This is a genomic window from Meridianimarinicoccus marinus (assembly GCF_040689105.1).
GTDB classification, from domain to species: Bacteria; Pseudomonadota; Alphaproteobacteria; order Rhodobacterales; family Rhodobacteraceae; genus Meridianimarinicoccus; species Meridianimarinicoccus marinus.
Genome location: NZ_JBFBVU010000004.1, coordinates 121,309 through 135,411 on the forward strand (window position 1 = coordinate 121,309; position 14,103 = coordinate 135,411).

General features: G+C 64.4%; 13 protein-coding genes. 4 read left to right on the forward strand and 9 right to left on the reverse strand.

Annotated features, from left to right (window positions below; translation table 11 throughout):
• The first annotated feature begins 39 nt into the window (after nucleotides 1-39).
• Both AB0T83_RS05285 and AB0T83_RS05290 read left to right on the forward strand, forming a co-directional pair.
• Nucleotides 40-753: an HAD family hydrolase gene (locus tag AB0T83_RS05285; protein ID WP_366192004.1), complete on the forward strand. Its 714-nt coding sequence runs from the start codon at nucleotides 40-42 to the stop codon at nucleotides 751-753.
• Nucleotides 754-913: 160 nt separating this feature from the next.
• Entirely contained in the window at nucleotides 914-2,482 is a 1,569-nt protein-coding gene (locus AB0T83_RS05290) for a serine hydrolase (RefSeq protein ID WP_366192005.1), read from the forward strand.
• 70 nt (nucleotides 2,483-2,552) lie between these two features.
• Here AB0T83_RS05290 and ccoS read toward each other — a convergent pair whose 3' ends face one another.
• From ccoS to ccoN, 8 genes are all read right to left on the reverse strand, one after another.
• A complete protein-coding gene (ccoS, locus tag AB0T83_RS05295) occupies nucleotides 2,553-2,711 on the reverse strand; it encodes a cbb3-type cytochrome oxidase assembly protein CcoS (protein ID WP_193139528.1) in 159 nt (52 codons plus the stop codon).
• A gap of 1 nt (nucleotide 2,712) precedes the next feature.
• On the reverse strand, nucleotides 2,713-4,959 hold the full coding sequence (locus AB0T83_RS05300) for a heavy metal translocating P-type ATPase (RefSeq protein ID WP_366192006.1): 2,247 nt from the start codon (nucleotides 4,957-4,959) through the stop codon (nucleotides 2,713-2,715).
• Between the two features lie 3 nt (nucleotides 4,960-4,962).
• On the reverse strand, nucleotides 4,963-5,427 hold the full coding sequence (locus AB0T83_RS05305; RefSeq protein WP_366192007.1) for a FixH family protein: 465 nt from the start codon (nucleotides 5,425-5,427) through the stop codon (nucleotides 4,963-4,965).
• Nucleotides 5,427-6,869 carry a cytochrome c oxidase accessory protein CcoG gene (gene ccoG, locus AB0T83_RS05310; protein WP_366192008.1) on the reverse strand — a complete coding sequence of 481 codons (1,443 nt, stop codon included), beginning with the start codon at nucleotides 6,867-6,869 and terminating at the stop codon, nucleotides 5,427-5,429. Before ccoG ends, AB0T83_RS05305 begins: the two co-directional genes overlap by 1 nt.
• A 537-nt stretch (nucleotides 6,870-7,406) precedes the next feature.
• Nucleotides 7,407-8,273 carry a cytochrome-c oxidase, cbb3-type subunit III gene (gene ccoP / locus AB0T83_RS05315; protein ID WP_366192009.1) on the reverse strand — a complete coding sequence of 289 codons (867 nt, stop codon included), beginning with the start codon at nucleotides 8,271-8,273 and terminating at the stop codon, nucleotides 7,407-7,409.
• Nucleotides 8,274-8,318: 45 nt separating this feature from the next.
• A complete protein-coding gene (locus tag AB0T83_RS05320) occupies nucleotides 8,319-8,501 on the reverse strand; it encodes a cbb3-type cytochrome c oxidase subunit 3 (protein ID WP_366192010.1) in 183 nt (60 codons plus the stop codon).
• Nucleotides 8,502-8,513: 12 nt separating this feature from the next.
• The gene (gene ccoO / locus AB0T83_RS05325) at nucleotides 8,514-9,239 is read right to left on the reverse strand and encodes a cytochrome-c oxidase, cbb3-type subunit II (RefSeq protein WP_366192011.1); all 726 of its coding nucleotides are present in this window, start codon (nucleotides 9,237-9,239) and stop codon (nucleotides 8,514-8,516) included.
• Nucleotides 9,240-9,251: 12 nt separating this feature from the next.
• Nucleotides 9,252-10,859 carry a cytochrome-c oxidase, cbb3-type subunit I gene (gene ccoN / locus AB0T83_RS05330; protein WP_366192012.1) on the reverse strand — a complete coding sequence of 536 codons (1,608 nt, stop codon included), beginning with the start codon at nucleotides 10,857-10,859 and terminating at the stop codon, nucleotides 9,252-9,254.
• A gap of 219 nt (nucleotides 10,860-11,078) precedes the next feature.
• Between ccoN and AB0T83_RS05335 the strand changes: the two genes are divergently transcribed.
• Nucleotides 11,079-11,918 (forward strand): universal stress protein, encoded by an 840-nt coding sequence (locus tag AB0T83_RS05335; RefSeq protein WP_366192013.1) that lies wholly within the window; start codon nucleotides 11,079-11,081, stop codon nucleotides 11,916-11,918.
• 2 nt (nucleotides 11,919-11,920) lie between these two features.
• Here AB0T83_RS05335 and fnrL read toward each other — a convergent pair whose 3' ends face one another.
• Nucleotides 11,921-12,670: a transcriptional regulator FnrL gene (gene fnrL, locus AB0T83_RS05340; protein WP_366192014.1), complete on the reverse strand. Its 750-nt coding sequence runs from the start codon at nucleotides 12,668-12,670 to the stop codon at nucleotides 11,921-11,923.
• 60 nt (nucleotides 12,671-12,730) lie between these two features.
• Here fnrL and hemN point away from each other — a divergent pair, with 60 nt between their 5' ends.
• Nucleotides 12,731-14,086: an oxygen-independent coproporphyrinogen III oxidase gene (gene hemN, locus AB0T83_RS05345; RefSeq protein ID WP_366192015.1), complete on the forward strand. Its 1,356-nt coding sequence runs from the start codon at nucleotides 12,731-12,733 to the stop codon at nucleotides 14,084-14,086.
• Nucleotides 14,087-14,103: the final 17 nt, after the last annotated feature.

The following is a 14,103-nucleotide window of genomic DNA, read 5'->3' on the forward strand; positions in this document are numbered from 1 at the left end:
TAGGTGACACCGAAACGGCGGCGAGACAAGGGGCTGAAGATGCAAAAACTGACGGCGATCGGCTTTGATGCCGACGATACGCTTTGGCAGAACGAACAGTTCTTCCGCCTGACCGAAGAGCGATTCGCCGATCTTCTGCGCGACCACGCCGGCCCCGACCATCTGGCCGAGCGCCTGCTGGAGGCCGAGCGGCGCAACCTTGGCCACTATGGTTTCGGCATCAAGGCCTTCATGCTGTCGATGATCGAAACCGCCATCGATGTGACCGACGGCAAGGTCCCCGCCTCGATCATCCGCGAGATCATCGACGCCGGACAGGAGATGCTGGCCCATCCGATCGAACTTCTGCCCCATGCCCGCGAGGCGGTGGAACTGGCCGCGATCTCGTATCGGGTGATCCTGATCACCAAGGGCGATCTGCTGGATCAGGAGCGCAAGCTGGCGCAATCGGGGCTGGGCGACATGTTCGACGGGGTCGAGATTGTCTCGGACAAGAAGCCCCAGACCTATGTCGACATCTTCACACGTCACGGCAGCGGCCCCGAATCGGCGATGATGGTCGGCAATTCGATGAAATCCGACGTGCGTCCGGCCATCGATGCCGGCGGCTGGGGCGTGTTCGTGCCCCACGGCATGACCTGGGCGCTGGAACATGCGGATGCGCCCGAAGGCCATCCGCGCTTCCACGAATTGGCCGATCTGGGGGAGTTTGCAGCCCTTCTGCAACAGTTCCAGGGAAAATCTAGCGCCTGAAGGCACGGACGCCGCCACATCTGCCCTTGCGGCACCCCTGCCGCTTTTGGGGTACAAAACCCTGCCGCATCAAAAATTTCCGTGCTAGTCTTAACCTGCAGGCAACCAAGCTAGCCGAAAAATCGGCAGCGGGCAGAGAAACAAAAAGGCAGGTGACGTCATGCAGCGTCTGAAGACTCTCGCCCTCGCGGGCGTGACCCTTCTATGCATCCTCTCGACTTCGGGACAGCTTTCGGCCGCACCCTATGCGGCGATGGTGATTGATGCCCGATCCGGCAAGGTGCTTCATTCCCGTAACGCCGACACGCGACTTCATCCCGCGTCGCTGACCAAGATGATGACCTTGTACGTCGTCTTCGATGCGGTCCGGCGGGGCGAGATTTCCCTCGATACGCAGGTGCGCGTGTCCAAGAACGCGGCGGCCGAGCCGCCCTCGAAACTTTACCTGAAGGCCGGACAGCGGATTCAATTGCGCTATCTCATTCGCGCCTCGGCGGTGAAATCGGCCAATGATGCAGCCACCGCCATGGCCGAGGCGATCTCGGGCAGCGAAGCCGCCTTCGCGGATCGCATGACGCGGACCGCCCGGGCGCTGGGAATGAAAGACACCACCTTCAAGAACGCCCACGGGCTGACCCAATCGGGTCATCTGTCCACCGCGCGGGACATGACCACGCTGGGCCGGGCGCTGTTCTATCACTTCCCGGATTACTACAACCTGTTCTCGCGCCAGTCGGCGCAGGCGGCGGGCAAGACCGTCTACAACACCAACCGCAAGCTGTTGGCGGCCTATCGCGGCGCCGACGGTATCAAGACCGGCTATACCCGCGCGGCGGGCTTCAACCTCGTGGCCTCGGCACAGCGCGGCAACGAACGGATCATCGCGACAATGTTCGGCGGCAGCTCGTCAGCGGCCCGGAACAAGCGCGTGGCAGAGCTTCTCGACATGGGCTTTTCGCGCGCCCCCAACCGGGTGGCGGTGAACAAGCCGCGTCGCCCGAACCTTGGGAAATTCGCCAGCGCTTCGCCGTCACAGGCGGTGGCCGAAACCATGCTGGCCGTGGCGACCAGCATCCGTCCGTCGCAGCGTCCGCTTCCGGCCGCGCCGGTGGAAATGGCAATGGACACGCAACTTGCTGCCGCCGATGGCAGCGTGACCCGCCCGGCCGAGGGCGAAGCCGCGGTCCTGGCGGCCTCGACCGCCTCACCACCCGACGCCGCCGTGCCCAAGCCTCTGATCGAGGATGCGGTGGCCGCGGCCGTGCTGGCTTCGGTTCCGGCAGATGCGGTTGTTCCCAAATCCGCGGCCGAAGTTGCGGTCGCGCCGGACGTGACGGAAACCAAGGTCAGCGCCCTGGCGGCGGTGGCCAGCCCGGCCCCGCAGCCGCGTCCGGTCAAGATCACCTTCTCGACCAGCACCGCGCCTGCCGAGGCTGTTGATCCCGCCCGTCCCGCCACCAAACCGGTCACCGTGGCCCGCCTGTCGACCTCGGGCGATCGTCACTGGGGCATCAACGTCGGCACCTACGCCAGCCGCTATGAGGCCGAGCGCGTGTTGCTGCGCACCGCCCTGACCGAGATAGAGACTCTGGACAGCGCCCTGCGGAAGGTGGTGCGCAAGAATACCGGGTTTGAGGCCAATTTCGTCGGACTGGACGAGCGCAGCGCCGCCCTGGCCTGCCAGCGGCTCAGCGCCCGCGACCAGCGCTGCGAGCCGCTCAGCCCCTGATCCGCGCCACGCCTGCCCACAACAAAGCACGCCGCCCTCCGGGGCGGCGTTTTGCGTGGTGGCCTGAAGTTCACCCCTTGGGCTTGTCGTCGTAGTCGTCGGTCAGAATGCGGCGGCTGTCGCCGTCGGGGTCGTCATACTGGTTGCTGCGCAGCGTCCAGAAGAACGCGGCCAGACCGACGCCGCCCAGCAGCAGCGAAGCCGGGATCAGGTAACGCAAGACATCCATGTCAGACCTCCTTTGCAGGACGGGCCGGGCGCGGTTTGCGCACGCCCACCCGCAGGGCATTCAGGGACACGGTGATCGACGAGGCCGACATGGCCAGTGCCGCGATCAGGGGCGTCGCCAACCCGGCCACCGCCAGCGGCACCGCGATGACATTGTACACCGTGGCAATCCGGAAGTTTTCACGAATGCGCCGGATGGCCTGCAGCGCCGTGGCCCGCGCCGGGGCAAGCTCGGACAGATCGGTGCCCAGCAGCACGATGTCCGAGGCCACACGCGCCGCATCCAGCGCCGAGGCGGGAGAGATCGAGACATGCGCGGCGCTCAGCGCGGCGGTGTCGTTCAGCCCGTCGCCCACCATCAGCACCTTGTGGCCCTGCCCTGCCAGATCGCCCACGATCCCGGCCTTTTCGACCGGCGTCGCCCCGGCCACCCAGTCTTGGATGCCGACCTCGCGCGCCAGCTCTTCCACCGCCGCAGGGCCATCGCCCGACACCAGCCGGACCGCCAGCCCCTGCGCCTGAAACCCGGCCACTGCCGCCGCCGCGCCAGAGCGCAGGGCATCACAGAATGTGAAAGGATGGGGAGCGGCGTCTCCGATCTTCAGCCAGGTGGCCGCCTTGGCACCGTCCTGCGTGCCGCCGACCCAGTCGCCCCGGCCCAGACGGATGCGATCCTCGCCCAGACGCGCCTCCATGCCGAAGCCCGGCGTTTCGCGAATGTCCGCGACCGGGGCGGCCGCCACGCCTGCGGCCTCGGTAGCGGCCACCAGCGCGCGGCTGAGCGGATGCGAAGACGCCTCGGCCAGTGCCCGTGCCACCGCCAGAACCTCCTCCGGGTGGCTTTGGGGTGCGTCCAGACGCGGGGTCCCTGCGGTCAGCGTGCCGGTCTTGTCGAAGACCACCGTGTCAACCTCGGCCAGACGTTCCAGCGCGGTGGCATCCTTGATCAGCAACCCCTTGCGGAACAGCCGCCCCGAGGCCGCCGTGGTCACCGCAGGCACCGCAAGCCCCAGCGCACAGGGACAGGTGATGATCAGCACCGCCGCCGCGATGTTGATCGCCGTGCGCAGATCGCCGGTGCCGATGTACCACCCGGCAAAGGACAGCCCCGCAAGGATGTGGACGCCGGGCGCATAAAGCGCCGCCGCCCGATCCGCCAACGACGAATAGTTCGACCGCCCGCTTTCGGCCACCGCCACCAGATCGGTCAGCGCATGCAGCGAGCTGTCGGCGCCGACGGCCGTGGCGCGCAGGGTCAGCGGGCCGGTCAGATTGACCTCGCCCGCGCTGACCTCGGTGCCCGGACCCGCGTAAACAGGCAGCGTCTCGCCGGTCAGCAGCGACCGGTCCAACTCGCTTTCGCCGCGTTCGACCACACCATCGACGGGCATGCGTCCGCCGGGCCGCACCAGCACCAGATCGCCCGCCGCCAGATCGGCCAGCGGCACCGTGTGCTCTGCTCCGTCCGGCCCGATGCGCAGGGCGCGGGGCACCTCCAGCGCCGCCAGTTCCTCGGCAGCGGAACGGGCCACGGCGCGGGTGCGATGATCCAGATATCGCCCGGCCAGCAGGAAAAAGGTCAGCGTCAGCGCAGCGTCGAAATAGGCATGCGCGCCGCTTTGCGAGGTCTCGTACAGCGACGTGCCCACCGCCAGCAGGATCGCCAGCACGATGGGCACATCCATGTTCAGCCGCCGGGTTTTCAGCGCCGCCCAGGCGTTGCGGAAGAACGGCTGCCCGGCAAAGGCAATGGCCGGCAGGGCGATGGCGGCAGAGATCCAGTGGAACAGGTCGCGGGTGGCATCCTCGGCCCCGGACCAGACCGAGATCGACAGCAGCATGACGTTCATCGACGCGAACCCGGCCACGCCCAGCCGCATCAGCAACTCGCGCCCTGTCCGGTCGGTTTCGGTGGCGGCCAGCGCGCCGGGATCCAGTTCATGCGCCTCGAAGCCCGCCACCTTTAATGCCTCGGCCAGGGTTTCGGGCAGCATGTCGGGCGCGGCGGTGACGCTGGCGCGCTTCATGGTCAGGTTGACCCGGGCCGTGCGGACCCCCGGCACGGCCTTCAGGGCGCGTTCCACGCGGGAAATGCAGGCGGCGCTGGACATCTCCGGCACCGACAGCATGATCCGCGCCTCGCGGGCAGCCCGCTCGCGGCGTGCCAGCACCTCGGCCGCCGGGGTGACGGCACAGGCGGGGCAGGCGACGCCGCCGGGGCTTTCGGGAAGATCCTCGACCACGGCCATGGGTCAGCCCGCGCCGGACGCCTTCACGTGCAGGACGACCCGCTGCTTGAATTCGCTGCCATCGGAAGATGTGGCCTTCAGGCGGATGTTCCAGTTGCCCGGCACAAGGTCCAACGGCGCGGTGAAGGTGGCGTTGTTGCGCGAGAAATCTGGCACCACGTCATCATGGGTGCTCGTGGCCCAGCCCACGAGGGCGGTCAGATCGGCCACGTCCGGCGCCGGCTGCCCCTCCTTGGTGACCGTCACCGCCAGCAGGCCATCGGCATACTCGGCCGAGACCTCCCACCCCAGCGCAAGCTGGGCGGCGCGATCGGCATCGAAGGTCTGGCTGGCGACATAGGTGTTCTTGACCTCCAGCCCCGGAAAGGTCCGGACCGCCTGCACCGCAAGCAGAAGGTTGACCCCGATGATGATCCCGAAGGCCAGAACCGTGAAGATCAGCACATGCCGTCCGGTGATCTCTCGCATCAGTTTGCCTTTCCGTTGAAGACGGTGTCCTTGCCCGCGCGTTCGCCCGATACGGTATCTTCGACCCAGATATTCACATCCGTCACCGCGCGGGACGCAGCCGGGCTGTCCGGTGGCGCCATGATATAGACCCGTTGCAGCTTGGTCGAATCCGCCGGCACCAGGATCAGCGCATTGTCGCTGCCCTCGGCCAGCACGGACAGGTTGGCGTCGGATTCGATGGTGATCTGGAAATCGCGATCTTCGCCATGCTTGTTGCGCAACCGCACGTCATAGGCGTTGCGGATGGTGCCGTCGGACATTGTGACGAAGACCGGGTTGCGGATCGGGGCGACCGTGAGGCTCAGGTCCGGGCGGATGAACAGGGCGACGGTCAGCCCGACCCCCACCAGGGCCCACAGGGTGGTGTAAAGGATCGTGCGCAGCCGGAAGATGTGCTTCCAGACCGGGATTTTCTCCTGCCCCGAGCGTTCGTGCTGTTCATCGGTCAGCGCCATGTAGTCGATCAGGCCGCGCGGCTTGCCGACCTTGGCCATGATCTCGTCACAGGCATCGATGCACAGTGCGCAGGTGATGCATTCCAACTGCTGGCCGTCGCGGATGTCGATGCCCATCGGGCAGACGTTGACGCAGGCGTTGCAGTCGATGCAATCGCCCAGGGGCGCGGCATCGACCTCGGCGGCTTTCTTGCGGTGATGTCCGCGCGGCTCTCCGCGCCAGTCGCGGTAGGCGACGGTGATCGTGTCCTCATCCATCATTGCCGCCTGAATGCGCGGCCACGGGCAGGCATAGATGCAGACCTGTTCGCGCATCAGCCCGCCAAAGACAAAGGTGGTGGCTGTCAGCAGGAAGATGGTGGAATAGGCCACCGGGTGCGCGGTCAGCGTCACCACCTCCCACAACAGCGTCGGCGCATCGGCGAAATAGAACACCCAGGCCCCGCCGGTGGCGATGGCGATCAGGATCCAGACCACATATTTGGTAATCCTCAGACGCAGCTTTCGGACATCCATCTTCTTCTGGCGATGCAGGCGCAGGCGCGCGTTGCGGTCGCCTTCGATCCAGCGCTCGACCAGAATGAACAGGTCGGTCCAGACCGTTTGCGGACAGGTATAGCCGCACCAGACCCGCCCCAGCGCCGAGGTGAACAGGAACAACCCCAACCCGGCCATGATCAGCAGACCGGCGACGAAATAGAACTCATGCGGCCAGATCTCGATGAAGAAGAAAAAGAACCGCCGGTTCGCCAGATCGACCAGAACCGCCTGGCTGGGCAGTTCAGGCCCGCGATCCCAGCGGATCCACGGGGTGATGTAATAGATCCCCAGCGTCACCAGCATGATGATCCACTTCAGGTTCCGGAAACGTCCCGAAACGCGCTTGGGGAAAATCGGCTCCCGCGCAGCGTAGAGGTTCGGCGGGGTATCGTCGGTCGTACTCATGATGACTTGTCCGATTCTGGCGACAGCATTGCTGTATCTCGCATAGGCCTTTCAGAAGGTAATTGACCTGCATCAATCCTCCAGTGGGCGCGACGCATGGGCACTGCCCGGGTGGAGTCCTGTCCTGGTCGTGGTGTACCTTGTGCGCCTTTCTGACCCCAAGAAGGCAATTGGTCGATGCGCCGATCCGCCTCACATATGCGGCCTTTCGCATGGGAATGGTGGAAATTACGACCCGAATGCAACCTCGGCGTGCGGAAGGTCGGAAATATCTCACTCCCCGGCCCGGCCCGTGAGGTGCAGATTGGACAGGCAATCGCCATGATCGGAAAAGGAAGTCCCCGATGCCCCGCGCAAACATGACCCCCCGTCCCACCCGCATGACCGACCCGGCGCCCGGCAAGACCGCCAGCGCGCGCCATGATCTGCTGCAAGGCTGGGTTCTGCCCGTTCGCCGCAGCTGACACCGGCGGTGCCGGAAGGAAAAAAGGCCGGGCGCAGAGGCCCGGCCTTTTCCTGTCGCGAATGCGTTTGGGGTTATTCACCGCCGCCCAGCTGGTGCACATAGACGGACACGGCGTTGATCTCGGCCTGCGTCAGGCGGCCTTGCCACGGCGGCATGACGCCGAAGCGGGCGTTCTCGACCGACTCCATCACCGCGTCGTAGTCGCCGCCGTAAAGCCACACGGCGTCGGTCAGGTTCGGTGCGCCCTGCTCGCGGTCGCCGGTGCCGTCTTCGGCATGGCACGCGGCGCAGTTGTCCATATAGACTTCCTCGCCAGCCGCTGCAGCCTCGGCATCCACCGGATCGCCCGACAGGCTCATCACGTAGTTGACCACCTGGTCGATCTGTTCCGATTCCAGCAGGTCGTCGGCACCGAAGCGGGGCATCTCGGAATACCGGGCATCCGGGTCTTCCTCGTTGCGGATGCCGTGCATGACGGTGGTCTGAATGGCTTCGATGTCACCACCCCAGAGCCAGGCGTCGTCCAGCAGGTTCGGGAAGCCGACCGCACCGGCCGCGCCCGAGCCGTGGCACTGCGAGCACCAGGTCCGGTAGACCGCAGCCCCCTTGCTGACCGCGAACTGATCCAGTTCGGCATTGTTCGCCACTTCGGTCAGATCGATCGAGGCCAGCGCCGCGTTCAGATCGGCATGGGCAGCTTCGGCCGCCTGCAGATCCTCGACCAGGTCGCCACGGGTCGAGAACCCAAGGATACCGGCCGTGGCCTTGTTGATCATCGGCCACGCCGGATAGGCGATGGAGTATCCGATGCCCCAGACAATGGTGGCGTAGAAGCACCAGAGCCACCATCGCGGCATGGGGTTGTCAAATTCTTCGATCCCGTCCCAGCTGTGGCCGGTGGTGGGGACCCCGTCTTGTTCATCAGGTTTGTTGCTCATAATCGAGTCTCCTTGCCGCCTTCGCGGTTGGGGGGTGGGACCGCCTCAGCGGTCCTTGTCCTCATCGCTCAGGGGCTTGTCATCGTGCCTGAAAATCACGTCTGCCGTATCCCGGTATTTCTGGCGATTGCCGAAAATCACGTAGATGACCACGCCGATGAAGAAGGCGAAGATGAACAGCATCATCCAGCTATCGGCGAATTGGCGAAGCAGAGTGTAGGTTTCCATGGCGTCCCCGCTTTACCGGCTTGCGTCGGGTGTGAAGGTCGAGAAATCGACCAGCGTACCCAACATCTGAAGATAGGCCAGCAAGGCATCCATTTCCGAGATCCCCGGCTCGCTGTCGAAGTTGCGCACCTGCGCGCCCGGATACCGTTCCAGCAGCCCGTCATAGTCGCTGTCGGGATCGGCCTGGGCCACGAAGTCCGCCTTGGCGCTGGCGATCATCTCGTCGGTATAGGGCACACCCACGATCTTGTGCGCCTTCAACGTGTCGCCGATGTGATCCGGGTGCAGACGGGTATCCATCAGGAACGCGTATTTCGGCATGATCGATTCCGGCACCACCGATTGCGGATCCATCAGGTGGGCAACGTGCCAGTCGTCCGAATAGCGGCCGCCGACACGGGCCAGGTCCGGCCCGGTCCGCTTCGAGCCCCACTGGAACGGACGGTCGTATTTCGACTCCGCCGCCAGCGAGTAATGGCCATAGCGTTCGACCTCGTCCCGCATGGGACGGATCATCTGGCTGTGGCACACATAGCAGCCCTCGCGGATGTAGATATCGCGCCCCTGAAGTTCGAGCGGAGAGTAGGGGCGCATGCCCTCTACATCCTCGATCGTGTTCTCAAGGTAGAACAGCGGCGCGATTTCGACGATGCCCCCGATGGTCACCACGATGAAGCTGAAGACCAGCAGCAGCGTGACGTTGGTTTCAAGGATCTTGTGCTTCTTAAGGATGGACATGTGTCGTGCTCCTTACTCGGCCGGGGCGGCAGCTGCGGCCGGGGCTTTCGCCTCGCCACGGGTTGCCGTCATGTACAGGTTATAGGCCATGATCAGGGCACCGACGACATACATCAGACCGCCCAGGGCACGCACGACATACATCGGGAACTTGGCCGCCACGGTATCGGCGAAGGAGTTCACGAGGAAGCCGTTGGCATCCACTTCACGCCACATCAGGCCTTCCATGATGCCGGTCACCCACATGGACGCCGCGTAGAGCACGATGCCGATGGTGGCGAGCCAGAAGTGCCAGCTGACCATGGACAGCGAATACAGACGCTCGCGGTTCCACAGGCGCGGCACCAGGAAGTACAGCGCGCCGAAGGTGATCATGCCGTTCCAGCCCAGAGCGCCGGAGTGCACGTGACCGATGGTCCAGTCGGTGTAGTGCGACAGCGAGTTCACCGCGCGGATCGACATCATCGGGCCTTCGAAGGTCGACATGCCGTAGAAGCCGATGGACACCACCATCATCCGGATCACCGGGTCGGTGCGCAGCTTGTCCCAGGCGCCCGACAGGGTCATCAGACCGTTGATCATGCCGCCCCAGCTGGGCATCCACAGGATGATCGACATCACCATGCCAAGGGTCGAGGCCCAGTCCGGCAGAGCGGTGTAGTGCAGGTGGTGCGGACCGGCCCAGATGTACAGGAAGATCAGCGCCCAGAAGTGGATGATCGACAGCTTGTAGCTGTAGACCGGGCGTTCGGCCTGCTTCGGCACGAAGTAGTACATCATGCCCAGGAAGCCCGCGGTCAGGAAGAAGCCCACCGCGTTATGGCCGTACCACCACTGCGTCATGGCATCCTGCACACCGGCAAAGACCTGCACCGAATCCGAGCCGAAGATCGACACCGGAACCACCAGGTTGTTGACCACATGCAGCATCGCGACAGTCACGATGAACGACAGCAGGAACCAGTTGGCCACGTAGATGTGCGGCTCTTTCCGTTTCACGAGGGTGCCGATGAAGATCGCCAGATAGGCGACCCAGACGATGGTCAGCCACAGGTCGACGTACCATTCGGGCTCGGCGTATTCCTTGGACTGGGTGCCGCCCAGAACATAGCCCGTTGCTGCCAGCACGATGAACAGCTGGTAACCCCAGAAGACGAACCACGCCAGGTTGCCGCCCCACAGGCGCGCCGCGCAGGTGCGCTGGACGATGTAGAACGAGGTACAGATCAGCGCGTTGCCGCCAAAGGCGAAGATCACCGCCGAGGTGTGCAGCGGGCGCAGACGGCCGAAGTTCATGTAGGGCTGGGCAAATTCGAAGTTCAGGACCGGGAAGGCCAGCTGAGCCGCGATGAAGGTGCCCGCCAGAAATCCGACGACGCCCCAGAACGTGGTGGCGATGACCCCGTAGCGGATCACGTCATCCATGTATTCGTCGTCGGGGGACTTGGTGGAAATTTTCACATCATCGACGTTGCGCAGGGTGTAAAGGAACATCCCCGCCGCGATGAGCATGATCAGAATTGCATGGACGAAATACGCAAGGTCTCTTGCGTAGTTCGCCGCTATAGCGGCTGCAAGGGTGATCAGCCCCAGCGCAACCAGCTTGAAATAATCGGTCATTCTCGTTCCCTTCTGCGTCCCATCCCGGCTTTGTCCGAACACCCTCACGTCCGGTTCCGAAGATTGGGACTGTCAGCCTGACAGTATCCCTCGGTATCCACACGGTGCCTGCGCAAGGCATTGATCCATGTCAAAAGCGACTGTAGCGCATGTGATAGGCTATGCAGTGCGGGCTGAAAGTCGCACGTTTTCAATCTCGCGCCGAAAGGAGCTTCCCCCATGTCCTACAAGACATTGTTGACCCTGATCCGCAGCCCGGATGACGCAGCGCAGCAAATTTCCGCTGCGGCGCAGCTTTCCCGGCAATTTGACGCACACCTTGAAATAATCTGCATCGGTATCGATGAAGTGCAGATGGGCTACTATTTCGCGGGTGCGGATTCGATGCTGCAGGAGACCAGCATCGAAATGGCGCGCGAACGGGCGCAGGAACTGCTGACCCAGGCCGAATCACTGGCCGAATCGGAGGGCATCCGCTGGTCGGCACGCGGTATCGTCAGCCAGTACGGCGTGCTCGGCGACGTGGTTTCGCAACTGGCCCGATTCGTGGATCTGGTGATCCTGCCGCCGCCCTATGGCGACGAGGGCCATGTGGAAACCGAAGCGATTCTGGAAGCGGTGCTGTTTTCCGGCACGGCGCCGGTGCTGATCGCGCCGAAGGGCGGGCTGCCCGACGGCTTCCCCAAGCGCGCCGTGATCGGCTGGGACGAAAGCGCCGAGGCGCTGCACGCCACCCGCGCCGCCCTGCCCCTGCTGCAAGCCTGCGAGGATGCCCGTGTCACCATGGTCACCCCGTCCCGGCGCATCCGCCATTCCGGCACGCCCGGAGAGGATCTGTCGACCATGCTGGACCGTCACGGCGTCAAGGTGCAGATCGACCAATGCCCGAAAGGCTCTGACCGGGTGTCGGACGTGATCCTGACCCATGTGCGCGACACCGGCGCGGATCTTCTGGTGATGGGCGCCTATGGCCATTCGCGGTTCCGCGAGGCCATTCTGGGCGGCGCAACGCGCGAGATTCTCAGCGACGCGTCTCTGCCGCTGCTGCTGGCGCATTAGGCTCAGGTCAGCATGCCACCATCGGCATCATCCCCGGTTTCTTCCAGCAGACGGTCGAAATCGGGGATGGTGATGTGGCGTTTGCCTTTCAGGACAATCACCCCGTCACGGCGCAGGGCCGAGACTTGGCGGCTGACGGTTTCCAGCGTCAGGCCCAGATAGTCGGCCATGGCTTCGCGAGTCAGCGGCAGGTCGAATTCCAGCGGCCCGTCGCGCCCCATCAGTTGCAGCGAGGCATCGCGGCGCACGATGATAGTCAGCAGCGTCGCGATCTTCTCGCGCGCGGTCTTGCGGCCCAGAAGCAGCATCCATTCACGCGCCGCGTCCAACTCGTCCAGCGTCATTTCCAGCAGCCGCTGGCCGATGTTCGGGGTGCGCCGCATCATGTCCTCGAACGGGCGCTTGCGGAAACAGCACAGCGTCACCTCGGTGGTCGCGGTCACGTCATAGGCCGCCTGCGCGCGCCCCGGACGGCCCACGAAATCCGACGGCAGCAACAGGCCCACCATCTGGGTGCGCCCGTCTTCCATGGTCTGAGTCAGGGTGGCGATGCCGCTGACGATCGAGGCCACGAAATCCATCTCGTCCCCGGACCAGACCACGGTCTGCCCGGCGGGCACGGTGCGATAGTACTTCAGGCCATCCAGTTCCCGCAGTTCGTCGGATTCGCATTTCGCGCAAACCGCACGATGGCGGATCGGGCAATCCTCGCACTTCAGATTCGGAGTGGTGGCCAGCGAATGTGCGCGCATGGGAACCCTATTTGATGCGGATCAAGGTCCGCCGCGAACCAATGAGATTAGCGTATCGCCATGGATACTCTAACTCAACTCTCCCGTCTCGGTCTCTTCGACAGCCGGGTGCCGCGCTATACCAGCTACCCGACCTCGCCGCAATTCGATCAAAGCGTCGATGCGGACAGGGTTTCGTCATGGATTCAGGCCATTCCGGCAAACAGCCGCATATCGCTGTATGTGCATGTGCCGTTTTGCCGGCGGCTGTGCTGGTTCTGCGCCTGCCGCACCCAGGGCACGTCGAATCTGGACACGGTACGCCTGTACCTTGAAACCCTGAAAACCGAGATCGGCCATCTGAAGGCGCATCTGGCGCCCGGCGTGACCCTGTCGCGGCTGCATTGGGGTGGTGGCACGCCGACCCTGCTGGCGCCCGACATGATGCGCGAACTGGCCGACACGATCTTCGACATGACGCCCATGGCCGAGGATGGCGAGTTTTCGGTCGAGATCGACCCGAACGAGATTGACCATCCCCGCCTCGACGCGCTGGTCGCCGCCGGGATGACTCGGGCCAGCATCGGCGTGCAGGACTTCGACCCGAAGATCCAGGAAACCATTGGCCGCATTCAAGGCTATGACCTGACCCGCCAGGTGGTCGAGGACATTCGCGACCGGGGCATCGAAAGCCTGAACACCGACATCCTTTACGGCCTGCCGCACCAGACCAACGAACGCATCGCCGACAGCGTGCAACGGCTGCTGTCGCTGAACCCCGACCGGGTGGCGCTTTATGGCTACGCCCATGTGCCATGGATGGCGCGGCGCCAGTCGATGATTCCCTCCGACGCCCTGCCCACCCCGGCCCAGCGGCTGGAGCTGTTCGAGACCGCGCGCGAGCTGTTCACTTGGGATGGCTATGCCGAGATCGGCATCGACCATTTCGCCAGGCCCAGCGACGGGCTGGCGCTGGCGCAGGAACAAGGCCGCCTGAAGCGCAACTTCCAGGGCTATACCGATGACACCGCACCGGTTCTGGTTGGGGTCGGTGCCTCGTCGATCTCGCGCTTTCCGCAGGGCTTTGCCCAGAACGCGCCCAGCACCGGGGTCTATACCAAGCATGTGCGCGCCGGTCAGTTCGCCACCGCCAAGGGCCACGCCTTCCGGGGCGAGGATCTGATCCGCGCCCGCATCATCGAGGCGCTGATGTGCGACTTCCGGGTGTCCAACGCGGAACTGACGCGAGACTTTGGCGCGACGCCCGCGCAACTGGCCGCGCTCTACAAACCGGCGCTGGAGACCTTTGCGGGTTTCGTGCAACTGACCCCGAACGGGTTGCAAATCACCCGCGACGGCCGTCCCCTCACCCGGATGATCGCGCGCAGCTTCGACGCTTACGAATTGGCGAAATCGGGGCACAGTTCGGCGGTCTGACCGCCGCGCCAATCCAG